The organism is Vannielia sp. SX4 (genome assembly GCF_052828525.1).
Map to the genome: position 1 here is coordinate 4,081,297 of NZ_CM128247.1, position 23,704 is coordinate 4,105,000.

19 protein-coding genes, 1 tRNA gene and 2 rRNA genes (1 of these 22 cut by a window edge) are annotated in these 23,704 nt (G+C 61.2%); 10 read left to right on the forward strand and 12 right to left on the reverse strand.

The annotated features are described in order from the left end of the window. Positions 1 to 39 precede the first annotated feature (39 nt). The 6 genes from ACUXVX_RS20260 (at position 40) to ACUXVX_RS20285 (ending at position 6,732) form a co-directional block, all read left to right on the forward strand. Positions 40 to 558 (forward strand): CoxG family protein, encoded by a 519-nt coding sequence (locus ACUXVX_RS20260; protein WP_222496656.1) that lies wholly within the window; start codon positions 40 to 42, stop codon positions 556 to 558. Between the two features lie 55 nt (positions 559 to 613). Next, entirely contained in the window at positions 614 to 1,099 is a 486-nt protein-coding gene (locus ACUXVX_RS20265) for a (2Fe-2S)-binding protein (protein ID WP_222471885.1), read from the forward strand. Between the two features lie 78 nt (positions 1,100 to 1,177). After that, positions 1,178 to 3,541 carry a xanthine dehydrogenase family protein molybdopterin-binding subunit gene (locus tag ACUXVX_RS20270; protein ID WP_446309713.1) on the forward strand — a complete coding sequence of 788 codons (2,364 nt, stop codon included), beginning with the start codon at positions 1,178 to 1,180 and terminating at the stop codon, positions 3,539 to 3,541. Positions 3,542 to 3,553: 12 nt separating this feature from the next. Then, the gene (locus ACUXVX_RS20275; protein WP_446309714.1) at positions 3,554 to 4,342 is read left to right on the forward strand and encodes an FAD binding domain-containing protein; all 789 of its coding nucleotides are present in this window, start codon (positions 3,554 to 3,556) and stop codon (positions 4,340 to 4,342) included. A 167-nt stretch (positions 4,343 to 4,509) separates the two neighbouring features. After that, positions 4,510 to 5,544 (forward strand): TRAP transporter substrate-binding protein, encoded by a 1,035-nt coding sequence (locus ACUXVX_RS20280; protein ID WP_446309715.1) that lies wholly within the window; start codon positions 4,510 to 4,512, stop codon positions 5,542 to 5,544. 156 nt (positions 5,545 to 5,700) lie between these two features. Further along, positions 5,701 to 6,732, forward strand: coding sequence for a TRAP transporter substrate-binding protein (locus tag ACUXVX_RS20285; protein WP_446309716.1), 1,032 nt, complete (start codon positions 5,701 to 5,703; stop codon positions 6,730 to 6,732). Between the two features lie 67 nt (positions 6,733 to 6,799). Here the strand turns inward: ACUXVX_RS20285 and ACUXVX_RS20290 are convergent, their stop codons facing one another. From ACUXVX_RS20290 to ACUXVX_RS20325, 8 genes are all read right to left on the reverse strand, one after another. After that, positions 6,800 to 7,042, reverse strand: coding sequence for a hypothetical protein (locus ACUXVX_RS20290; RefSeq protein ID WP_446309717.1), 243 nt, complete (start codon positions 7,040 to 7,042; stop codon positions 6,800 to 6,802). A gap of 118 nt (positions 7,043 to 7,160) precedes the next feature. After that, positions 7,161 to 9,146 carry a transketolase gene (gene tkt / locus ACUXVX_RS20295; protein WP_446309718.1) on the reverse strand — a complete coding sequence of 662 codons (1,986 nt, stop codon included), beginning with the start codon at positions 9,144 to 9,146 and terminating at the stop codon, positions 7,161 to 7,163. Positions 9,147 to 9,347: 201 nt separating this feature from the next. After that, complete coding sequence (nqrF, locus tag ACUXVX_RS20300) at positions 9,348 to 10,571, reverse strand: NADH:ubiquinone reductase (Na(+)-transporting) subunit F (RefSeq protein ID WP_446309719.1); 1,224 nt, start codon at positions 10,569 to 10,571, stop codon at positions 9,348 to 9,350. Positions 10,572 to 10,581: 10 nt separating this feature from the next. Further along, positions 10,582 to 11,190: an NADH:ubiquinone reductase (Na(+)-transporting) subunit E gene (nqrE, locus tag ACUXVX_RS20305; RefSeq protein WP_222471877.1), complete on the reverse strand. Its 609-nt coding sequence runs from the start codon at positions 11,188 to 11,190 to the stop codon at positions 10,582 to 10,584. Further along, positions 11,190 to 11,843, reverse strand: coding sequence for an NADH:ubiquinone reductase (Na(+)-transporting) subunit D (locus ACUXVX_RS20310; RefSeq protein ID WP_222471876.1), 654 nt, complete (start codon positions 11,841 to 11,843; stop codon positions 11,190 to 11,192). Before ACUXVX_RS20310 ends, nqrE begins: the two co-directional genes overlap by 1 nt. Further along, the gene (locus tag ACUXVX_RS20315) at positions 11,843 to 12,709 is read right to left on the reverse strand and encodes a Na(+)-translocating NADH-quinone reductase subunit C (protein WP_446311573.1); all 867 of its coding nucleotides are present in this window, start codon (positions 12,707 to 12,709) and stop codon (positions 11,843 to 11,845) included. The genes ACUXVX_RS20310 and ACUXVX_RS20315 overlap by 1 nt, the downstream gene beginning before the upstream one ends. Before the next feature lie 46 nt (positions 12,710 to 12,755). Next, complete coding sequence (locus ACUXVX_RS20320; protein WP_222471874.1) at positions 12,756 to 13,955, reverse strand: NADH:ubiquinone reductase (Na(+)-transporting) subunit B; 1,200 nt, start codon at positions 13,953 to 13,955, stop codon at positions 12,756 to 12,758. Between the two features lie 3 nt (positions 13,956 to 13,958). Beyond that, a complete protein-coding gene (locus tag ACUXVX_RS20325) occupies positions 13,959 to 15,302 on the reverse strand; it encodes a Na(+)-translocating NADH-quinone reductase subunit A (protein WP_446311574.1) in 1,344 nt (447 codons plus the stop codon). 186 nt (positions 15,303 to 15,488) lie between these two features. On the opposite strand from ACUXVX_RS20325, the gene ACUXVX_RS20330 reads away from it, so the two are divergent. Continuing rightward, positions 15,489 to 16,499, forward strand: a complete 1,011-nt coding sequence (locus ACUXVX_RS20330) for an FAD:protein FMN transferase (RefSeq protein ID WP_446309720.1) — start codon at positions 15,489 to 15,491, stop codon at positions 16,497 to 16,499. A 17-nt stretch (positions 16,500 to 16,516) separates the two neighbouring features. Further along, a complete protein-coding gene (nqrM, locus tag ACUXVX_RS20335; protein WP_222471872.1) occupies positions 16,517 to 16,756 on the forward strand; it encodes a (Na+)-NQR maturation NqrM in 240 nt (79 codons plus the stop codon). A gap of 1 nt (position 16,757) precedes the next feature. On the opposite strand, the gene ACUXVX_RS20340 is transcribed toward nqrM, so the two are convergent. Beyond that, the gene (locus ACUXVX_RS20340) at positions 16,758 to 16,946 is read right to left on the reverse strand and encodes a hypothetical protein (RefSeq protein ID WP_446309721.1); all 189 of its coding nucleotides are present in this window, start codon (positions 16,944 to 16,946) and stop codon (positions 16,758 to 16,760) included. A gap of 82 nt (positions 16,947 to 17,028) precedes the next feature. On the opposite strand from ACUXVX_RS20340, the gene ACUXVX_RS20345 reads away from it, so the two are divergent. Next, positions 17,029 to 17,550 (forward strand): CBS domain-containing protein, encoded by a 522-nt coding sequence (locus ACUXVX_RS20345; protein WP_222496670.1) that lies wholly within the window; start codon positions 17,029 to 17,031, stop codon positions 17,548 to 17,550. Positions 17,551 to 17,848: 298 nt separating this feature from the next. Then, complete coding sequence (locus ACUXVX_RS20350) at positions 17,849 to 20,638, forward strand: bifunctional aconitate hydratase 2/2-methylisocitrate dehydratase (protein WP_446309722.1); 2,790 nt, start codon at positions 17,849 to 17,851, stop codon at positions 20,636 to 20,638. 363 nt (positions 20,639 to 21,001) lie between these two features. Here the strand turns inward: ACUXVX_RS20350 and ACUXVX_RS20355 are convergent. The 3 genes from ACUXVX_RS20355 to ACUXVX_RS20365 all read right to left on the reverse strand — a co-directional run. Next, positions 21,002 to 21,078, reverse strand: a tRNA-Met gene (locus tag ACUXVX_RS20355). A gap of 81 nt (positions 21,079 to 21,159) precedes the next feature. Next, positions 21,160 to 21,274: ribosomal RNA gene (rrf, locus tag ACUXVX_RS20360) — 5S ribosomal RNA — on the reverse strand. Between the two features lie 82 nt (positions 21,275 to 21,356). After that, positions 21,357 to 23,704 (reverse strand): 23S ribosomal RNA (locus ACUXVX_RS20365); it runs 483 nt beyond the window's last position.

Below are 23,704 nucleotides of genomic sequence, written 5' to 3' on the forward strand. Positions count from 1 at the left end.
GCGCTTCCTAGGGTCTGTTTCAAGCGAGGGAGGTGATTCATGGAACTCAGCGACAGCCGCGTGATCAAGGCGGACCCGCAGACCGTATGGAACGGCCTGCTCGATGCAGACGTGCTCAAGGCCTGTGTGCCGGGCTGCACGGAAATGTCCGGCTCGCCGGAAGAGGGCTTCGAGGCCACCGTGGTGCAGAAGGTCGGGCCGGTGAAGGCCACCTTCAAGGGGGCTGTGACCCTCTCCGAGATGAACGAGCCGAACAGCCTTACCATATCCGGTGAAGGCAAAGGGGGCGCCGCAGGCTTTGCCAAGGGCGGTGCCGATGTCGAGCTCAAGGAGGTGCCCGAGGGCACCGAGCTGACCTACAAGGTCGAGGCCAAGGTGGGCGGCAAGCTGGCACAGCTGGGCAGCCGCATCATCGACGGTTTCGCAAAAAAGATGGCCGACCAGTTCTTCGAGAACTTCCAGACCGCCATCGAAGGCCCGCCCGAGGGCGAGGCCGACCCGGCGGAAGATGCGCCGACAGAAAAGAAAGGGTGGCTCAAGCGCCTGACCGGCAGCTGACCCTCCCCGACCCAAGCGAATTTCAAGCCAGGATAACCACACAGGGAGGATTGCAATGGCAACGGTAACAATGACGGTCAACGGGAAGTCCCGGACCGGCGAAGCGGAGGGGCGCACCCTCCTTGTTTCGTTCTTGCGAGAAGAGCTGAACCTCACCGGCACCCACGTGGGCTGCGACACCAGCCAGTGCGGCGCCTGCGTGGTGCATGTGAACGGCGAGGCCGTGAAGGCCTGCACCATGTTCGCTCAGGAAGCCGACGGCGCCGAGGTGAGCACCATCGAGGGCCAGGCCAACGCCGACGGCTCGCTCAACACGATCCAGCAGGCCTTTCAGGATCACCACGGTCTCCAGTGCGGCTTCTGCACTCCCGGCATGGTGATGTCAGCGGCGGCGCTCCTTAAAGAGAACCCCAAGCCGACCGAACAGGAAGTGCGCAACTACCTGCAGGGCAACATCTGCCGCTGCACCGGCTACCACAACATCGTCAAGGCGATCATGGCAGCCAGCGGGCAGGACGTGAGCGCGATCGCCGCTGAGTGAGCCATCCCGGCCCCCGCTCTGCGGGCCGGATCAGCTTTAGGGTGGGCCCGGCCCACCATCCCCAAGGGAGGATATGAGATGCCCAAAGACGGTGGCATTGGCGCCAGCACCAAGCGGCGCGAAGACGTGCGGTTCTTGACCGGCAAAGGCAAGTATACCGACGACATCAACATCAACAACCAGACCTACGTGTACTTTCTGCGCTCCGACGTGGCGCATGGCAAGCTGAACAATGTGGACACCAGTGCAGCCGAGGGCATGCCGGGCGTGATCCGCGTGTTCACGGGCAAGGATTTTGAAGGCATCGGCGGCCTTCCCTGCGGGTGGCAGGTGACCGACCGCCACGGCGAGCCGATGCAGGAGCCGCCACATCCGGTGCTGGCACAGGGCAAGGTCCGCCACGTGGGCGACCCGATTGCCGCTGTCGTCGCCGAGAGCCTCGAACAGGCGCGCGATGCCGCCGAAGCGATCGACGTGGACATCACCGACCTTCCGGCGGTGATTGACATGAAGGCCGCGGTTCAGGACGGCGCACCCAAGGTGCATGACGACCTGACGAGCAACCTCTGCTACGACTGGGGCTTTGTCGAAGACAACCGTCAGGCAGTGGATGATGCCATCAAGGCGGCCCACCATGTCACCACGCTGGAGCTCAAGAACAACCGCCTCGTCGCCAACCCGATGGAGCCCCGCGTGGCCGTGGGCGACTTCAACGATGCGACCGGCGATCACACGCTTTACACTACCTCGCAGAACCCGCATGTGATCCGTCTGCTCATGGGCGCTTTCGTGCTGGGCATTCCCGAGCACAAGCTGCGGGTCGTCGCGCCTGATGTGGGCGGCGGTTTTGGCACCAAAATCTTCCACTACGCTGAAGAGGCCTTTTGCACCTTCGCCGCCAAGGAGATCCGGCGCCCGGTCAAGTGGACCTGCTCGCGTTCGGAGGCTTTCATCTCCGACGCCCATGGCCGTGACCACGTGACCAAGATCGAGCTGGCGATGGATGCCGAGGGCAACTTCACCGCCCTGCGCACCGAGACCTACGCGAATATGGGGGCTTACCTCTCCACCTTCGCGCCTTCGGTGCCGACTTGGCTGCACGGCACGCTGATGGCCGGCAACTACAAGACGCCGTTGATCTACGTGAACGTCAAAGCCGTGTTCACCAACACAGTGCCTGTGGATGCCTATCGCGGTGCAGGCCGCCCGGAGGCGACCTTCCAGCTGGAGCGGGTGATCGACAAGGCCGCCCGCGAGATCGGGATGGACCCGATCGAGCTGCGCCGGAAGAACTTTATCACCGAGTTCCCCTATGCCACGCCGGTTGCGGTGGAATATGACACCGGCAACTACAACGCCACGATGGACAAGCTCATCGAGGTGGCCGATTTCGCCGGGTTCGAGGCGCGTGCCGCCGAGAGCAAGGCGCGCGGCAAGCTGCGTGGGCTGGGCGTGAACTGCTACATCGAGGCTTGCGGCATCGCGCCGTCGAACCTCGTAGGTCAACTCGGCGCACGGGCCGGGCTTTACGAGAGCGCGACGGTGCGGGTGAACGCCACCGGCTCGATCTCGGTGATGACCGGCTCCCACTCCCACGGTCAGGGCCACGAAACAGCCTTCCCGCAGGTGGTGGCCGACATGATCGGCATCGACGCCAGCCAGGTTGAGATCGTTCACGGCGACACCGCCAACACCCCGATGGGCATGGGCACCTACGGCTCACGCTCGCTCGCAGTGGGTGGCTCCGCCATGGTGCGTGCGACCGAGAAGATCATCGCCAAGGCGAAGAAGATCGCGGCGCACCTGATGGAGGCCTCCGAAGGCGACATCGAGTTGAAGGACGGTGCCTTCACCGTGGCCGGCACCGACAAGTCGGTGGCCTGGGGCGATGTGACCCTCGCGGCCTACGTGCCTCACAACTACCCGCTCGAAGAAATCGAGCCGGGGCTGGAGGAGACCGCCTTCTACGATCCGTCCAACTTCACCTACCCCTCCGGCGCCTATAGCTGCGAGGTCGAGGTGGACCCGGACACCGGCAAGGTGGAAGTGCTGGCCTTCGCGGCGGCGGATGACTTCGGCAATGTCGTCAACCCGATGATCGTGGAGGGCCAGGTACACGGAGGCATCGCCCAAGGCATTGGCCAGGCAATGCTGGAAAACTGCGCCTATGACGATGACGGGCAGCTGCTCTCGGGCTCCTACATGGATTATGCCATGCCCCGGGCCGCTGACCTGCCCAACTTTGTCGTGGATCACTCCTGCCAGACCCCCTGCACCCACAACCCGCTCGGGGTGAAGGGCTGCGGCGAGGCCGGGGCCATCGGCTCCCCGCCTGCTCTGGTCAATGCCGTCTGCGATGCATTGCAGCGCGCCGGCAAGGATGTGAAACATATCGATATGCCGCTCTCGCCCTCCCGGGTCTGGGCTGCGATGAACGGCTGAGGAGACACGATCATGTATAGCTTCGATTTCGAAAAACCCTCCACCATCGAAGAGGCCGTTGCGGCGCTGTCGAGTGAAGGGGCGCAGGCACTCGGGGGCGGGCAAACGCTCATCCCCACGCTCAAGCAGCGCCTGAACGCGCCGGAGAAGCTGGTATCGCTCACCGGCATCGCCGAGATGAAAGGCGTGTCCTCGGATGGCGGCACGATGAAGATCGGCGGCGGCACCACCCACGGGACCGTGGCCAAGGAGGCGAAAGGCAGCTTTGCCGGTCTCGCCAAGCTGGCCTCGCTCATCGGCGATCCGGCAGTGCGTAACCGGGGGACCATTGGCGGCAGCCTTGCCAACAACGACCCGGCGGCCTGCTACCCGTCGGCCTGCATGGCCACCGGCGCCACGATCCGCACCAACACCCGTGAGATCGCCGCGGGTGACTTTTTCGACGGGCTGTTCACCACGGCGCTGGAAGAAGGCGAGATCATCGTTGGCGTCGACTTCCCGGTGCCGCAGGCCTCGGATTACCAGAAGTTCGAACAGCCGGCCTCGCGCTTCCCGCTCGTGGGCGTTTTCGTTGCCAAATACGGCGACCGCGTCGGCGTGGGCGTAACCGGCGCTGGCGAGGATGGCGTGTTCCGCTGGGCGGAGGCCGAGGAGGCGCTTGCGGGCAACTTCTCGCCCGATGCCGTGGCCGGAATCAGCCACTCTGCGGATGGGCTGATCAGCGATCTGCACGGCACCGCGGAGTACCGCGCGCACCTGATCGGCGTGCTGACCAAGCGGGCCGTTGCAGCGGCCAGCTGACGCCATCGCTATAGAAATCATGCAGCGCCCCGCCCACTCGGCGGGGCGCTTTGCATTGAGAGCTCAAGAAAAATTTTATTAACACAGCGCATAATCGCATGGTCCGAGCAGGGCCTCTGTGCGACGATCCGGGCCGAACCAAGTTTTCATGTTTCTGGGAGGATCAAATGAAAACCCGTCGCACCTTTCTCAACATGGCCGGGGCCGCTGCGCTCGCTACCGCTGGCTTCACCGCTCAGGCTCAGGCACAGGAAACGCTGAACCTGCACCAGATGCTGCCGCCTCAGGCTGCCGTGCCGTCGCAGATTCTTGAACCGTGGATGGCCAAGGTCGCCGAAGAATCGAATGGCACGCTGAGCATCAAGCACTTCCCGTCGATGCAGCTTGGCGGCACCCCGCCGGAGCTGATGGACCAGGCCAAGGACGGTGTGGCCGATATCGTCTGGACGGTGATCGGTTACACCCCGGGCCGCTTCCCCCGGACCGAAGTGTTCGAATTGCCGTTCATGGCAACCAATGCCGAGGCTACCTCGATGGCCTTTTGGGACATGTTCGAGACCCACATGAAAGACACCGAGTTTGCCGACCTGCACATCATCGGCACATGGGTGCACGGGCCTGGCCTGTTCCACACCAAGGATGCGGTAGAAGTGCCCGAAGACCTTGAGGGCATGAAGATCCGCGGCGGCTCACGGCTTGTGACCCAACTCCTCGAAAAGCTCGGCGCCACCCCCGTGGGCATGCCCGTGCCTGCCGTGTCGGAGGCGCTCTCCAAAGGCGTGATCGACGGCACCACCATCCCGTGGGAAGTGACCACCGCCGTGAAAAGCTCGGAACTGGTGACCAACCACACCGAGTTCACCGGCAACGCGCTTTACGTCCTCGGCTTCGTGCTCGCGATGAACAAGGATAAGTATGAGAGCCTGCCGGATGACGCCAAGGCCGCGCTCGACGCCAACTCCGGCGCGGAGTTCTCCGCATGGGCCGGTAAGATGATGGATGAGCTGGACGCCCCCGGCCTGAAAATCGCCGAGGACCTTGGCAACAACATCATCACCATCGACGCCGAAGGCACCGAAGAGTGGAAAGAACTCTCCGAGCCGATCTACGCCGAGTGGGTCGCTGACATGGAGAGCAAAGGGATCGACGGGCAGGCCCTGATCGACGAGGCCCGCGCGAAGATTGCCGAGTACACCAAGTAAGCGGCCAACAGAATTGCAGAACGCCCCGCCTCGTGCGGGGCGTTTTCGTTTGTGGTGCGCGCTAAAATTATCGATAATTTAGCTGGATCGAAGATGCGATATAAGGCAATCTCGGCACTATAATGCAAAACCATCACCAACGGGAGGAGTGAGAGGATGGATCGCAGACAGATTTTGGGAGCACTGGGCGGCATTGCCCTGGCCACCATAGGCGCCACGAGTGCCATGGCACAGGAGGTGACGCTGCGGATGCACCAGTTCCTGCCGCCACAGGCCAATGTGCCGAAGCTGGTGCTCGATAAATGGGCCGCCGACGTGATGGAGCAGTCCGAAGGGCGCATCAAGGTGGAGCATTACCCCTCGATGCAGCTCGGTGGCACGCCGCCCGAACTGATGGACCAAGCCATCGACGGCTCGGCGGATATCGTCTGGACCGTGGTCGGTTACACACCCGGTCGCTATCCGCGCACCGAGGTGTTTGAGCTGCCCTTCATGGTGACCACCGCCAAGGCCGCCAGTCGCGCCTATTGGGAGATGTTCGAAGAGCATATGCGGGACACCGAGTTCAAGGATGTCCACATCCTCGGCACGTGGGTTCACGGGCCGGGCATGTTCCACACTCAGGACCCGATCGAAGAGCCGGGCGATCTTGAGGGCATGAAGATTCGCGGCGGCTCGCGCACCGTGAACATGCTGCTGGAAAGCCTCGGTGCCACGCCGGTCGGCCTGCCGGTTCCGGCCGTGTCGGAGGCGCTGTCCAAGGGTGTGATCGATGGCACGACCATTCCTTGGGAGGTAACCGCCGCACTCAAGGTGGCCGAGCTTGTGCCCAACCACACCGAGTTCAAGGATGTGTCGCTCTACACGCTGACTTTCGTGCTGGCCATGAACAAGGACAAGTACGAGAGCCTGCCCGATGACCTCAAGAAGGTGATCGACGACAACTCCGGCCTCGAGTTCTCAATGTTTGCCGGTGACACGATGGAAGCTTCCGATGCGCCCTCACGGCAGATCGCAGTGGATCTCGGTAACAACATCATCACCCTCGACGAGGAAGCGACCGCCGAATGGCGTGAACTGTCCGAGCCGATCTATGAAGCCTGGGTGAAGGACATGGACGCGAAGGGAATCGACGGTCAGGCGCTGATCGACGAGGCCCGCGCCAAGATTGCCGAATATACCGAGTGATCTGAAACTTCAGAAATGATCAGGGCCGCGGCGCAAGCGTCGCGGCCCTTTTTGTTGCCTGCGCGGCTCAGTCGCCGAGGGTCTCCAGAGTGCCTCCGTCGATGGCGGCAACCAGCTCTTCATCGCTGAGGAGGCCATCGCCGTCGGTATCCAGAGCGCCGTACTGCTCTTCGGTGAAGCCCTCGTAGACAGCGGCCATCTCGTCGAACGAGGCCATGCTGTCGCCGTCGGTGTCGATCATCTCGACTTCGGCAAGGGCGGGAAGGGCCGCGAAAGCGGCGAGAAGAGCGCCAAATGCCACTCGTCTCATGTGCATCTCCATAGCTGCAAGCAGCGGCCCCATTGGCCGCCGCGGCGCGGACATTGGCAGAAATTCTGGCAAGCGCCAGAGGGGTCGACGCGCACATCCTCGTGATCGGCGGAAGGTGTCAGAGACCGCGTTTCACGGCCTCTGCAACGGCCTCAGGCGTGATGTCGAAATGCTCGAACAAGTCGGGGTAATCCCCCGACGCGCCGAACCCTTCCATGCCGATGAAAACGCCGTCGGCGCCGATGTAGCGGTCCCACCCAAAGCGAACTGCAGCCTCGACAGCCACGCGCGGCGCGTTGCCCAGAACCTCGTCGCGGTAGGCTTTGGGCTGCGCCTCGAAGACCTCCCAGCAGGGCATGGAGACGACGGCGGCCTGAATGCCCTCGCCCGCCAATAGCTCGCGGGCAGCGAGGGCTACGGCGACTTCGCTGCCGGTTGCCAGAATCGTCGCCTGGCGTGGGCCTTCGGCCTCTGCGAGCACGTAGGCACCTTTGGCGGAGCGATTCTCGGGTCCAGCATCGGCGCGCACAACGTCGAGAGGCTGACGGGAGCAGATGATGGAGGTAGGCCCTGTCTTGTGCTTCAGCCCCAGTTCCCAAGCCTCTGCCATCTCGACGGCATCGGCGGGCCGGATTGTCCACATGTTCGGGTAGGCGCGGAGCGAGGCGAGGTATTCAACCGGCTGATGTGTCGGGCCGTTCTTGCCGATGCCGATGCTGTCGTGGCTGAAGACGAAGAGGCCCGGGATCCGCATGAGCGCCGCCATTCGGAGCGTGTGGCGCATGTAGTCGGAGAACACGAGGAAGGTCGTACCCATCGCGACGATGCCGCCATGCACTGTCATCCCGTTCATCATCGCGCCCATTGCGTGCTCGCGCACACCGTAGTGGATGTAACGGCCAGAGCGGTCGTTAGCCGTGAAGGGGGCGAGTTGGCGCTTGTGCTGGGTGGCGGCCTCAAGGTCGGGGGCGCCCGAGATCAGCTCGGGGATGGCCTCGGCGGCCGTTGCGACCATCTCTCCCGATGCACGAATTCCGGGCAGCGGACCGGCGCTGGCAAGCTCGGCTTTTTTTGCATGAAGCACGCTTTCCCAACCTGCCGGGAGATCGCCCGCCATCAACCTATCCCACTCCGCGCGGGTCTCAGCGTCCAGCGCATTCAGCCGAGCCTCCCAAGCCTCGCGCTCGGAGGCGCCGCGGGCGCCAGCTTCGCGCCAAGCGGCATGGATCTCGGAGGGCAGCTCAAACGGCGCATGGGGCCAGTTTAGGCTCTCGCGGGCGGCGTCGGTATCTTCAGTGGTGATCTTGCCGCCATGCGCGGCGCGATCGTTCTGGATGCGCGGGATACCGAAGCCGATAAAGGTGCGGCAGGCGATCATGCTGGGGCGATCATCGGTTTTGGCTGCGGTAATCGCTTCCGCCACCGCCTCAGGATCGTGGCCGTTGACCTCCTGCACGTGCCAGCCGTTGTTCTCGAACCGGTTGACCTGATCTTCCGAAACAGCCTGATCGGTCGGGCCATCGTCGGTCATTCGGTTGTCGTCCCACAAGAAGATCAGCTTCCCGAGCTTAAGGTGACCGGCCAGCGCGATGACCTCGGCGGCGATGCCCTCCATCAGGCAGCCATCGCCAGTGTAGGCATAGGTGTAATGGTCCACGATGCCGTCACCAAACTTGGCATTCAGGATTCGCTCGGCCACGGCCATGCCGACGGCATTTGCAATCCCCTGCCCTAGCGGGCCGGTCGTGGTTTCGATCCCGGCTTCGGGATCATATTCGGGGTGGCCGGCGGTATGGGAGCCGAGAACCCGGAAGTTCTTTACCTGCTCCATGTCGATCTTTTCATACCCGCAGAGGCACAGCAGCGAGTAGAGCAGCATCGACCCGTGGCCGGCGGAATGAACGAAGCGGTCACGGTCCGGCCAAGTGGGATTCGCGGCGTCGAACTTGAGGTGGCGGGTGAAGAGCGCGGTCGCGATGTCAGCGCCGCCAAGCGGGGTGCCCGGGTGGCCATCGGCAGCACGAACGATCGCATCCATCGAAAGAAAGCGGATCGCATGGGCCATGCGGCGCAGGTCGATTTTGGTTTCGGTCTGAACGTTCATGGCGTGGCTCCTCCCTCTAGGGCGGGCACACTACCCGCGCCCGTTGGTAGCGACTTCACCGGGGCACGACAAATTCGAAAACTTAATGATTCTGTTAGCAGAACTTCACTTAAAGCGAGCGCGCAAGGGACAGCCCGGAAAGCGAAGCGGGGACGCAGGCCTTTGCCTGCATCCCCGCAATATCTCGATGATCAGGGCGGATCAGCCGCCGAAGTCGTCCAGCATGATGTCTTCGCGGTCGACCCCAAGCTCCAGCAGCATGTTGATGACCGACTGGTTCATGATGGGCGGACCGCACATGTAGTATTCGCAGTCCTCGGGGTTAGGGTGATCCTTGAGGTACTCCTCGTAGAGCACGTTGTGGATGAAGCCGGTGTAGCCCTTCCAGTCGTCCTCGGGCAGAGCATCCGAGAGCGCCACGTGCCACTCGAAATTGTCGAACTCCTCGGCCAGTTGGTCGAAGTCCTCGACAAAGAACATCTCGCGCTTGGAGCGGGCGCCATACCAGAAGGTGATCTTGCGATCCCGGTTTTCGAGCCGCTTGAGCTGGTCGAAAATATGGCTCCGCATCGGGGCCATACCCGCACCGCCGCCGATGAAGACCATCTCCTTGGGCGTGTCGCGCGCGAAGAACTCGCCGAACGGGCCGGAGATGGTAACCTTGTCGCCGGGCTTCAGGTTGAAGATATAGCTCGACATCTTGCCCGGCGGGATGCCCTCGGTGCGCGGCGGCGGCGTGGCGATCCGGACGTTAAGCATGATCAGGCCCTTCTCGTCCGGGTAATTGGCCATCGAGTAGGCGCGCTCGATCGGCTCGTCGAGCACCGACTCGTACTGCCAGATGTTGAACTTGTCCCAGTCCTCCCGATACTCCTCCTCGACGGCGAAGTCGGTGTATTTGACGCGGTGCGCCGGGGCCTCGATCTGGATGTAGCCACCGGCGCGGAAGTTCACATCTTCCCCCTCAGGCAGTTCCAGCACGAGGTTCTTGATGAAGGTGGCCACGTTCTCGTTGGAGCGCACGGTGCACTCCCACTTCTTGACGCCAAAGACCTCTTCTGGGACTTCGACTTCCATGTCCTGCTTGACCGCGACCTGGCACGAGAGCCGGTCACCGCAGGAGGCCTCACGCTTGGTGATGTGGCTTTCCTCGGTGGGCAGGATTGAGCCGCCCCCGGAGTGAATCCGCACGCGGCACTGTGCACAGGTGCCGCCACCGCCGCAGGCCGACGGGACAAAGAGCTTTTCGGCCGCGAGGGTCTGTAGCAGCTTGCCACCGGCGGGGACGCTGATGGTCTTTTCACCGTTGATGGTGATGTTGACGTTCCCCGAAGAGACCAGCCGCGAACGGGCGGCGAGGATGATCGTCACCAGCGCGATGACGATGACCGAGAAGAGGGCTACGCCGAGAGTAAAGGTTTCCATCGCGCCGCCCTCAGAGATTTACGCCGGAGAAGGACATGAAGGCCATGGCCATCAGTCCGGCGCTGATGAAGGTGATCCCAAGGCCCTGCAGCCCGTCGGGAATGTCGGAGTATTTCAGCTTTTCGCGCACGCCCGCCATTGCGGTGATCGCCAGCGCCCAGCCAAAGCCGGACGAGACGCCATACACTGTGGATTGGGCGAGGTCGTAGTCGCGCTCCACCATGAAGAGCGAACCGCCGAGGATGGCGCAGTTCACGGTGATCAGCGGCAGGAAGACGCCCAGCGCGTTGTAGAGCGGCGGGAAGTACTTATCGAGGATCATCTCAAGGATCTGCACCATCGCGGCGATCACCCCGATGTAGGAGATCAGGCCAAGGAAGGTGAGATCGACATCCGGAAAGCCGGCCCATGCCAGCGCACCGGGCGCCAGCAGGTAGGTCAGGATCAGGTTGTTGGCCGGGACGGTGATCGACTGCACGACGATCACCGAGATACCGAGGCCCATGGCCGTGGCGACCTTTTTGGAGACGGCGAGGAAGGTGCACATGCCGAGGAAGAAGGCCAGCGCCATGTTCTCGACGAAGATGGCCTTTACGGCGAGAGAGAGAAGCTCTTCCATCAGTGCGCCTCCACGCTCTGGATGCGGTATTCACGCTCTTCCACCTGCTCGGGTTTCCAGCTGCGGAAGGCCCAGATCAGCAGGCCGATCACGAAGAAGGCCGAGGGCGGCAGGAGCAGCAAGCCATTGGGCACATACCAGCCGCCGTTGTTGGTGGTTTGCAGGATGGTGATGCCGAAGAGCGACCCGGAGCCGAAGAGCTCCCGGATGAAGCCCACCAGCATCAGGATCAACCCGTAGCCCAGGCCGTTGCCCACACCGTCGATGAAGGAGGCGATCGGCGGGTTCTTCATGGCGAAGGCTTCGGCCCGGCCCATCACGATGCAGTTGGTGATGATCAGGCCTACGAAGACCGAGAGCGTCTTGGAGATCTCGTAGGCGTAGGCCTTGAGCACCTGATCGACCACGATCACGAGCGACGCGATGATGATCATTTGCACGATGATCCGGATCGACGAGGGGATCTGACTGCGGAGCACCGAGATGAACATCGATGCGAAGCCCGTCACCAGAGTAACGGCGATGGTCATCACCAGTGCCACCTGCAACGAGGATGTCACCGCCAGTGCCGAGCAGATGCCCAGCACCTGAAGGGTGATCGGGTTGTTGTCGACCATCGGGTCGACGAGCATGGTCCGGTAGGTCTGTGCCATCAGATGTCTCCTGCCCTCACGCGTTCCAGAAACGGCTCGAAACCGCGCTCGCTCATCCAGAAGCGCACGAGGTTGTCGACCCCGCGCGAGGTGAGCGTCGCGCCCGAGAGCGCATCAACGAAGTATTCCTGCCCCTGCGGCGGCGGGGTCTTGGCCACGGTAATGGCCAGCTCGCCGTCACCATCCTCCGTGCGCAGCTCCTTGCCGCGCCAAAGCGCCTTCCAGCGGGGGTTGTCGACCTCGGCGCCGAGGCCTGGGGTCTCGGCGTGTTCGTAGAACTGGAGGCCGTAGATGGTGTTGCCGTCCTCTTCGATGGCCATGAAGCCATAGAGGGTCGACCAGAGGCCGTAGCCGTAGACGGGCAGCACGACTTTATCGAGGCTGCCGTCGGCGTTGCGCAGCACATAAACGGTGACGTAATTCGCCTGCCGTCCAATGCTGGCCGGGTCATCATCCAGCGGGGCCGAAAGGGTCAGATCCTCGGCTGCGGCGCGGTCATCGAAAGTGAGCGGGTCCAGCAGCTGGCCTTCCACATCGGCGCCATCGGCGAATTCGCCGGTTTCGAGCTCAAGCACATGGGGCTCGAACTGCTCAAACGCTTCGGCCACATCGGTGCCGTCTTCGTATAGGCCGGCGACCTGAAGGATGTTCACCTGCTTGTCGAGCGCTGCGTTCTGTTCCTGCAAGGGGCGCAGCGACACAGCGGCGGCTGACACCACCATTGAGGCAACGAGGCAGAGGCCCAGCGCCACGACCACAGTCTTTACCGTGTTGTCGGCCGGCGTATCGAGGAAACGGCGCAAGAAGCCACCGCCCTGCACCACCTCGCCCTCGGGCGCGGGCAGGTCACGGTCTGGCGGGTTCATCTCGGGGGTGAAGTCGGCTTCCCCCTGATTGGTCTGGTTGTCCTTGTCAGGCATGGCGGCGGGCCCTCCTGCGGATGTTGGCCTGCACGACGAAGTAGTCGATCAGCGGAGCGAAGACATTGCCGAACAGGATGGCGAGCATCATGCCTTCGGGGAAGGCCGGGTTCACCACACGGATCATCACGACCATGAACCCGATCAGCGCGCCATAGATATAACGGCCCATGTTGGTGTGCGAGCCCGAGACCGGCTCCGTCACCATGAAGACGAGGCCAAAGGCGTAGCCGCCGATGACAAGGTGCCAATACCACGGTGTTGCGAAGGCCGGGTTACTGTCGGACCCGATCCAGTTGAGGAGCGAAGAGAAGGCAATCATGCCAAGCAAGCAGCCTACGACCATCCGGTAGTTGGCGATCTTGGTCACGAGCAGGAATGCGAGGCCGATCAGGCAGGCGATGGTCGAGGTTTCACCGATGCAGCCTTGGATCGTACCGATGAAGGCATCCATCCATGTGATCCCGTATTCGGGCAGCGCAGCCGGGCCTTCGGAGGCGGTGATGGAGAGCGCGGTTGCGCCCGAGAAACCATCAACCGGGGTCCAGATCGTATCGCCCGACATATATGCAGGATAAGCAAAATAGAGGAATGCTCGGCCCACCAGCGCAGGGTTCAGGAAGTTCTTGCCGGTGCCGCCAAAGACTTCCTTGCCGATCACCACGCCGAAAGAAATGCCCAGCGCGACCTGCCAGAGCGGCGTCGAGGCGGGCAGGATCAGCGTGTAGAGCATCGAGGTCACGAGAAAGCCCTCGTTCACTTCATGCCGCCGGATCGTGGCAAAAAGCACCTCCCAAGCGCCACCTGCGGCGAGCGTCACGATATAGATCGGCAAGAAATACATCAGCCCGTGCAGCATGTTGGCGATCGGGTTGGCCGGGTTGAAGCCAATGCCCAGCCCGTCGATGATCGCCGCCCGCCAACCCGATGCGCCATGCTCAGCAATCGCTAGATTGGTCTGCAGCCCGGTGTTGTAGAGGCCAAAGAGAATGCATGGCACCGTGGCGAGCACCACGTAGGTCATTATCCGCTTCATATCGATGTAGCTGCGCGCGTGAGGCGCGGCGGTGGTCACCGTCTTGGGGGTGTAGAGGAAGCTCTCCACCATCTCGTAGACAGGGAACCACTTCTCGTATTTGCCGCCCTTCACAAAGTGCGGCTCGATGCGGTCGAAGAAGCTGCGCAAACCCATGGCTCAGCCTTCCTTTTCAATCTTGGTCAGACAGTCGCGCAGCGCCATGCCGTATTCATACTTGGCGGGGCAGGCAAAGCCACAAAGCCCGAGGTCTTCCTCGTCAAGCTCAAGCGCGCCGAGCGCCTGGGCCTGATCGGTATCCATCACCAGAAGCGAGCGCAGGAGCTGAGTCGGCAGGAAGTCCTGCGGCATCAGCTCTTCGAATGTGCCAATGGGCACCATCGCCCGGCGCCCGCCGTTGAGGTTGGTGGTCAGGTCGTAGAGCTTTCGGCTGAAGGCCGAGCCAAGCACAGGTTGGAAGGCGAACTTGGACGACATCGGCCGGATCCACCCCATCGGGATCTGCTTGTGATCCTCTTCCATCAGCGTGACCTGCCGGGCGTAGCGGCCCAGGTAGCCATCCACACCCTCGCCGGCCCGGCCACTGAGCACCGAACCCGAGATCATGCGGATCGGGAGACCGTTCGGGTTGTCGCTCTCGCATAGTTCGGCCAGCGACGCGCCGACGACGGTTTTGACCAGCCGCGGCTGAGCCGACAGCGGGCCGACGATTGCGATCGTCCGCGTGGTGTCGAGCTTGCCGGTGAGAAACAGGCGACCGATGGCGATGACATCGGCATAGCCGACGGTCCAGACAAACCGGTCCACCCTCGGTGGCTCGAGAAAGTGCATGTGGGTACCGGGCAAGCCGGCCGGATGAGGGCCGGAAAACGTGGCAGCGGTGACCCCGGCTACATCCGCGCCCGGGATTTCGCTCCCTGCGGCATGGCACAGATAGGTGTTGCCCTCGGTGAGCAGCGCGACCGCTTCAAGGCCCCGAGTGAAGGCCTCAGTCTCTTCTGCGATGATCGGCGCAGGGTCGGGAGACAATGGCTCGGTGTCCATCGCGGTCACATAAATGGCCGCGGGCCGATCGGTGACGAGTGGCACATGCGAATAGGGACGGGTCCGGAAGGAGGCCCAGAGACCGGCAACACAAAGCCGCTCTACGACACCATCGGCATTTGAAGCATCACCAACTTGTGAAAAGTCCAGCGGCTCTGCAGCGCCCTCATTGACCTCGATCTCGACGCTGATGAGCTTGCGCCGTGCACCGCGGTTGATAGCCTTCACGCGGCCAGAGACCGGCGACGTGATCTGCGCATCGGGATTGTCCTTGTGGGCCAGCACGGGCGCGCCACGGGCGACAACGTCGCCCTCGGCAACACCCAGGCGTGGCTTGAGCCCAATATAGTCTGCCCCGAGCAGCCCGACGGTGCTGACAGTCACGGCCTCAGCCGCTCCGCTGGTTGCCGCACCTTCTATCGGAAGATCGAGGCCTCGCTTCAAAGTGTAGTTCTGCACTTGGATCGCCATCCGTTTTTCATACCTTGTGCAACGATGCGGCGGAGAACGAAACACCAACCGGGCGAATATTTATAAAGTTTTTTGCCCGCGCCTCGCTTGCAGCCGCAAACTCGACGCCATATGCAGGCACAGCGTTCTGCGCGCAAGCTTTCTGAGGAGGCATTTCTCGTGTCCGGCATCCCAATGATCAACCGCAGGTCTTTTCTGATTCTCTCCGCAGCCGCTCTGGCAGCGTGCAAGACAGGGGCCGAGGTGCTCAAGCTGAGCGGCTCTACCATGGGCACGACCTATAATGTCGTCGCCATTCCAGGGAGTGCCCGTATCGACGAGAAGGCGCTGGATGCCGCGATCAAGACCGCGCTGGCCGAGGTCAACGTGCAGATGTCCAACTGGGACGCTGACTCCGAAGTTTCGCGGATCAATGCTGCGTCGGCGAACGAGCCGATGGCTCTCTCCCCGGCCCTCGCCGGTGTGCTCCGCGCCGCCGATGATGTGCACCGTGCAAGCGCTGGCCGGTTCGATGTGACCGTGGGTCCGTTGATTGAGCTTTGGGGCTTCGGCTCCACCGGCTCCGCACCTCACGTGCCTGCCGATACCGATGTCGCCGAAGCACTGGCGCGCACCGGGCAAGAGCGGATGCTGACCCTCACCGGTGATACGCTGACCAAATCCGTGAGCGGCGCCGAGATCTACCTGCCGGCCATCGGCAAGGGCCATGGCGTCGACCGTGTGGCTGAGGCGGTTCGTGGCTTTGGGCTCACCGACTTCATGGTCGAGATCGGCGGCGACCTTTATGCCTCCGGTCGCAATGCGAGTGGCCTGCCTTGGCAGATCGGGATCGAGTCCCCCGTTGCGGGCGACCGTGCGCTGCACGCTGTCGCCGATGCAACTGATCTCGGGATGGCCACCTCGGGCGATTACCGCAACTTCTTCGAAGATGGTGGCAACCGCTACTCTCACATCATCGACCCGGCCACCGGCCGCCCGATCCTGCACAAGACCGTGTCGGCAACCGTGCTGACCGAGAGCGCCATGATGGCCGATGCATGGTCCACTGCGATGCTCGTGCTGGGGCGCGAACGCGGCATGGAAATTGCCGAAGAGCGCGGACTTGCCGTTGTGTTCATCGATCGTGAACCCGGCGAGGGCTTCACAACTGCCACCAGCAGCCACTACGCTTCTTTGCAAGCCTGACCGAAAGGCGCTTGCCCATGGAAACCGCACTGCTGACATTTGTCATCCTCGGCCTCGTGATGCTGGGTATGGCCGTCGGCGTGATTTTCTCCGGCCGGCGGATCAAGGGAAGCTGCGGCGGGTTGAACGCCATCGGCGATGCGGATCAATGCCTTGTGTGCCACAAGGAAATCGACCCAGACAGCCCGCTGAAAGAGCGCCTGGGGCACTGCCCCCGCGCGCGCAAAATGCTCGAACGGGCTGGCGCCGCAGGCTGATCTAGCCCGGCACCGCAAGCGGAACGAAGGCAAGAGTGAGCAGGCCTGCCGCCGCGATTACCCCGAAGAGCCAAAGCTGCCAACGCGGCCCCTCCGCCTTCCAGACGGCGCGATAGCGATAGCCCGCGAGACAAACGATCACAAAGATGGTCGTCGCCACCGCGGGTGAGAGAATCTGATCTTCAAACACTTTTTACGCGCATCCTTGCCCGGTTCCGGTCTAGGCTGTCTGACACGGCCACCATTGGCAGGACAAGCGAGGAACTGATCACATGCCCGAGTCATACCGCCCTCATTTGCGCAAGGACGACGAGGAGAAACGCACGTCGAGCCAGTCAGTCGAGAGCAACACCAGCGTCTCGAATGCGCGGGTGCAGGATGTGCTCGACAGCAAGGATGCGACCGTTCACGCCATTCGTCCGCAACAGACCTTGCACGAAGCCGTCGACCAGCTGCGCGATCACCGGATCGGTGCGCTCGTGGTGACCGATGCGAATGGCGAGCTCGTGGGCATCCTTTCGGAGCGCGACATCGTGCGGAAGCTGGCGGACACGCCCGGCCACACCCTGCCCAAGAAGGTCGAAGAGGTCATGACTCGCGACGTTGAGACCTGCACCGCCGACGAGCCTCTGGTGACGGTTCTGACCCGGATGACGAAAGGCCGCTTCCGGCATATGCCGGTCGTTGAAGGCACATCGCTGATCGGGCTCATCACCATTGGCGACGCCGTGAACTTCCGGCTGAACCAGCTTGAGCTGGAAGCGCTTCAGATCAAGCAGCTGATCGTCGGTTAATCTCGGCGCGGTCTAGAACCTGCGTCTGCAATCTGGTGGCCCCTTTTCGGGACCGCCCAGCGACTCGGCTTCTGCCTTGGGTTCTGCCCTTCCTTCGGGCATCTGGATCGGAAATCGGGAGGGTCAGGTCGTCATCGGCGCCCGGCCACCATGACAATTCGCGCCAATTGGCTAATGCTTGCAGTAGCTGCGACTTGGTTGTAGACGCCGCATTGTATACTATTGCACACAGACTGGTCCGGCCGTCCGTGACCGACAGCGCTGCACGCCAATTCGCAACAAGCAACGAGGAACGCCGATGAGCCTCTACGTCAGTTATCTTGAAGAAATCGCCGCCCGAAAAGAGCAGGGTCTGAGCCCCAAGCCCATCGATGACGGCGCACTGACTGGCGAGATCATCGCCCAGATCAAGGATGCGGGCAACGCGCACCGCAAGGACTCGCTCAACTATTTCATCTACAACACCCTGCCCGGCACGACCTCTGCCGCAGGGGTCAAGGCTGAGTTTCTGAAAGAGATCATCCTCGGCACCTCCGTGGTGCCCGAGATCACCTCCGACTTTGCCTTTGAGCTGCTGTCTCACATGAAAGGTGGACCCTCAGTGCGGGTGCTGCTGGACCTTGCGCTCGGTGACGATGCTGCGATTGCCCGGCAAGCCGCTGATGTGCTGAAGACCCAAGTGTTTCTTTACGAGGCAGATACGGACCGGCTCGAAGCCGCCCACAAGGCTGGCAACGCAGTGGCCACGGAAATCCTGCAAAGCTACGCCAAGGCAGAATTCTTCACCACGCTCCCAGAGGTCGAAGAAGAGATCAAGGTCGTGACCTTCATTGCCGCCGAGGGCGATATCTCGACCGACCTGCTCTCCCCCGGCAATCAGGCACACTCCCGCGCCGACCGCGAGTTACACGGCAAATGCATGTGCGACGAGGCCGCTCAGAAGCACATCGAGTCACTCAAGCTGCAGCACCCGGACAAGCAGGTGATGCTCATCGCCGAAAAAGGCACCATGGGTGTTGGTTCCTCGCGGATGTCGGGCGTCAACAACGTGGCGCTCTGGACCGGTAAGCAGGCCTCCCCCTATGTGCCCTTCGTCAACTACGCGCCTGTCGTGGCCGGGACGAACGGGATCTCGCCGATCTTCCTCACCACAGTTGGCGTGACCGGTGGCATCGGGGTCGATCTCAAGAACTGGGTCAAAAAGATCGGCGACGGTGGCAAGCCGATCCTCGGCAATGATGGCAATCCGATCCTCGAACAGAAGTACTCTGTCGAGACCGGCAAGGTGCTGACGATCAACACCAAGGAAAAGAAGCTCTACGACGAAGACGGCGAAGAGCTGGTCGACATGTCGTCGTCCTTCACGCCTCAGAAGCTCGAATTCATGAAGGCAGGCAGCTCTTATGCCATCGTCTTCGGCAAAAAGCTCCAAACCACGGCGGCCGAAATCCTCGGCGTTGAGCCCACCCCGGTGTTTGCACCCTCCAAAGAGGTTAGCCATGAAGGTCAGGGCCTGACCGCGGTTGAGAAAATCTTCAACGCCAATGCACTCGGCGCGACCCCGGGCAAAGTGCTGCACGCTGGCTCCGATGTTCGGGTCAAGGTCAACATCGTTGGCAGCCAGGACACCACCGGGCCAATGACGGCTCAAGAGCTGGAGGCAATGGCCGCGACCGTGCTGTCGCCCGCCGTGGACGGCGCCTATCAGTCTGGCTGCCACACCGCCTCCGTCTGGGACGCCAAGGCTCAAGCCAATACGCCCAAGCTCATGGCATTCATGAATAAATTCGGCCTCGTCACCGGGCGCGACCCGAAGGGCGAGTATCACGCGATGACCGACGTGATCCACAAGGTGCTTAATGATATCACCGTGGACGACTGGGCTATCATCATCGGCGGCGACAGCCACACACGGATGTCGAAAGGCGTGGCCTTCGGTGCCGACTCGGGCACAGTGGCGCTGGCACTGGCGACCGGCGAGGCCTCCATGCCGATCCCGGAATCGGTGAAGGTGACCTTCAAGGGCGAAATGGCGGACCACATGGATTTCCGCGATGTCGTCCACGCCACCCAGGCGCAAATGCTCAAACAGCACGGCGACAACGTGTTCCAAGGCCGGATCATCGAAGTGCACATTGGCACGCTGTTGGCGGACCAGGCCTTCACGTTCACCGACTGGACTGCCGAGATGAAGGCCAAGGCCTCGATCTGCATCTCCAATGACGACACGCTTATCGCGTCGCTGGAGTTGGCAAAGAACCGCATCCAGATCATGATCGACAAGGGCATGGAGCATGACAACGGCATGCTCGCCAAGCTCATCGATATCGCTGAAGCGCGTATTGCTCAGATTCGCTCGGGAGAAAAGCCGGCGCTGAAGCCGGATGCCAACGCCAAGTATTATGCCGAAGTGGTCGTGGATCTCGACGCCATCGACGAACCGATGATTGCAGACCCGGATGTGAACAACGCCGACGTCTCCAAGCGCTATACCCACGACACCATTCGCCCGATCTCCTACTACATGGCGGAGAAAAAGGTCGATCTCGGCTTCGTGGGCTCCTGCATGGTGCACAAGGGCGATATCAAGATCGTGGCCCAGATGCTGCGGAACCTTGAGGAATCGACCGGCAAGGTCGAGTTCAATGCGCCGCTCGTCGTCGCCGCGCCGACCTACAACATCGTCGATGAGCTAAAAGAAGAGGGCGATTGGGAGATCCTGCAGCGTTACTCCGGCTTCGAGTTCGACGACTTCAATCTGAAGACCAAGGCGCGAACCGAGTATGAGAACATTCTCTACCTCGAGCGCCCGGGGTGTAACCTTTGCATGGGCAACCAGGAGAAGGCCGCCAAGGGTGATACGGTGCTGGCCACATCGACCCGCCTGTTCCAAGGCCGTGTGGTTGCCGACAGTGATACCAAGAAGGGCGAGTCTCTGCTCGCGTCGACCCCCGTGGTCGTGCTGTCGGCCATTCTTGGCCGGACTCCGACCCTGTCTGAGTACAAGGAGGCGGTGAAGGGGATTGACCTGACCAAGTTTGCGCCTCCCAAGCAAACTCCTCTCGACTCGCTATCCGTTCATTTCTGAAACTGTCCAAATTGAAACGCAAAAGGCCCGCCAATCTGGCGGGCCTTTTTATTGGCAGGAAACCAATTGGTCCCATTGATCGTGTCCGGGAACTCAGGCCGAGCACGAAGTGAACGCGACTAGACCTCGAAAATGGGCGACACGGCGCGGTCAGCGCTATTCAGTATGATGGTGACCGCAAATCGTGAGGGAGGCGCAGAAAGTGCTGCCACGACAGCGCTAATACGCCCTTCCCCTTAAACGGACCACCTCTTCAGCCGAGCTTCTGGACTGTACGCCGCTCTCGCAACGACAGCCTTCAAAGGGTCAGAAACACGCACCGTGTTTAGGCGGGATTTTTAACATGTTCTTGATATTGGGAATTGGTTGCGGGGGTAGGATTTGAACCTACGACCTTCAGGTTATGAGCCTGACGAGCTACCGGGCTGCTCCACCCCGCGACACTTGGGTGCGCGATTGCTGCTTCCGAACTTTCGCGCTGGTCATCGTTTCGAGAGATACGGCGGATGATTTCTTACTAGGTTTGGCGGCGACCTACTCTCCCACGTCTTAAGACGCAGTACCATCGGCGCTACGGCACTTAACGGCCAGGTTCGGGATGGAGCTGGGTGTTTTGCTCGCGCTATGACCACCAAACCGAGAAAGAAACCATCATCCAAGTCAAGAACTGTGTGTGTAGTACGGCTTTCGATCAGTAACGGCCTTGCTGTTACTGGATCAAATCAAGCCTATCGGGCAATTAGTACCGGTCAACTGAATGCATTGCTGCACTTACATCTCCGGCCTATCGACGTGGTGGTCTACCACGGCCCTCAGGGATACCTTGTTTTGAGGGGGGCTTCCCGCTTAGATGCCTTCAGCGGTTATCCTTTCCGATCATAGCTACCCAGCACTGCCGTTGGCACGACAACTGGTCCACCAGTGGATCGTTCACCCCGGTCCTCTCGTACTAGGGGCAACTCCTCTCAAGTATCCTACACCCACGGCAGATAGGGACCGAACTGTCTCACGACGTTCTAAACCCAGCTCACGTACCTCTTTAAACGGCGAACAGCCGTACCCTTGGGACATGCTCCAGCCCCAGGATGAGATGAGCCGACATCGAGGTGCCAAACGGTGCCGTCGATATGGACTCTTGGGCACCATCAGCCTGTTATCCCCGGCGTACCTTTTATCCGTTGAGCGATGGCCCTTCCACTCGGGACCACCGGATCACTATGGCCGTCTTTCGACTCTGCTCGACCTGTCAGTCTCGCAGTCAGGCTGGCTTATGCCATTGCACTCAACGAGCGATTTCCGACCGCTCTGAGCCAACCTTCGCGCGCCTCCGTTACTCTTTGGGAGGCGACCGCCCCAGTCAAACTACCCGCCACACAGGGTCCCGGATCCGGATAACGGACCGCGGTTAGACATCAAGCAGAACAAGGGCGGTATCTCAAGGAAGGCTCCCCAGGAACTGGCGTCCCTGGTTCAAAGCCTACCGCCTATCCTGCACATGTTGTGCCTGATGCCAGTGTGAAGCTGTAGTAAAGGTGCACGGGGTCTTTCCGTCTAACCGCGGGAAGCCTGCATCTTGACAGGCAATTCAATTTCGCTGAGTCGATGTTGGAGACAGCGGGGAAGTCGTTACGCCATTCGTGCAGGTCGGAACTTACCCGACAAGGAATTTCGCTACCTTAGGACCGTTATAGTTACGGCCGCCGTTTACCTGGGCTTCAATTCGGAGCTCTCACTCCTCCTTTTAACCTTCAGGCACCGGGCAGGCGTCAGACCCTATACGTCGTCTTGCGACTTCGCAGAGCCCTGTGTTTTTAGTAAACAGTCGCCACCCCCTGGTTTGTGCCCCCGGATCCAAGTTGCCTTGAACCCGGGCCTCCTTCTCGCGAACTTACGGAGGTATTTTGCCGAGTTCCTTCAACATCGTTCTCTCAAGCGCCTTGGTATTCTCTACCAGTCCACCTGTGTCGGTTTAGGGTACGGTCTGATGGAAGGCTATTTCCAGGAACCCCTAAGCAGCCCATTCAATCCGATAAGGATGAACTACCTTCGGGATCCGTCACATCTTCCTGGCCCACGAATATTAACGTGGTTCCCATCGGCTACGCATTTCTGCCTCGCCTTAGGGGCCGGCTTACCCTGCTCAGATTAGCTTTAAGCAGGAACCCTTGGACTTTCGGCGACAGGGTCTCTCACCCTGTTTGTCGCTACTCATGTCATCATTCTCGCTAGTGATCTCTCCACCGGATCCCTCACAGGCCGGCTTCACAGAAAACTCCTTGCCTTCGATACACCCCGGAGGATGTATGAAAGGCGTGGAGTTATGTCACACTACGCTCCGCTACCATGCGCTATGCGCATCCTAAGCTTCGGCTCATGGCTTGAGCCCCGTTACATCTTCGCCGCAGGACAACTTATCTAGACCAGTGAGCTGTTACGCTATCTTTAAAGGATGGCTGCTTCTAAGCCAACCTCCTGGTTGTTTTGGTCGTCCCACCTGCTTTCCCACTTAGCCATGAATTGGGGGCCTTAGCTGTAGGTCAGGGTTGTTTCCCTCTCCACGACGGACGTTAGCACCCGCCGTGTGTCTGCCATCTAGTACTTCCGGGTATTCGGAGTTTGGTTAGGATCAGTAAGCCTGTGGGGCCCCATTACCCATCCAGTGCTCTACCCCCCGGGGTATTCGGATGACGCACTACCTAAATAGTTTTCGCGGAGAACCAGCTATCTCCGAGTTTGATTGGCCTTTCACCCCTAGGCACAGCTCATCCCGATCTTTTTCAACAGATGTGGGTTCGGTCCTCCAGTGAGTGTTACCTCACCTTCAACCTGGCCATGCCTAGATCACTCGGTTTCGGGTCTGATCCAACATACTCATTCGCCCTATTAAGACTCGCTTTCGCTGCGCCTACACCTAACGGCTTAAGCTTGCATGTTAGACCAAGTCGATGACCCATTATACAAAAGGTACGCCGTCAGAGCTCGAGGCTCCTCCGACTGCTTGTAGGCGTCCGGTTTCAGAAACTGTTTCACTCCCCTCGTCGGGGTGCTTTTCACCTTTCCCTCACG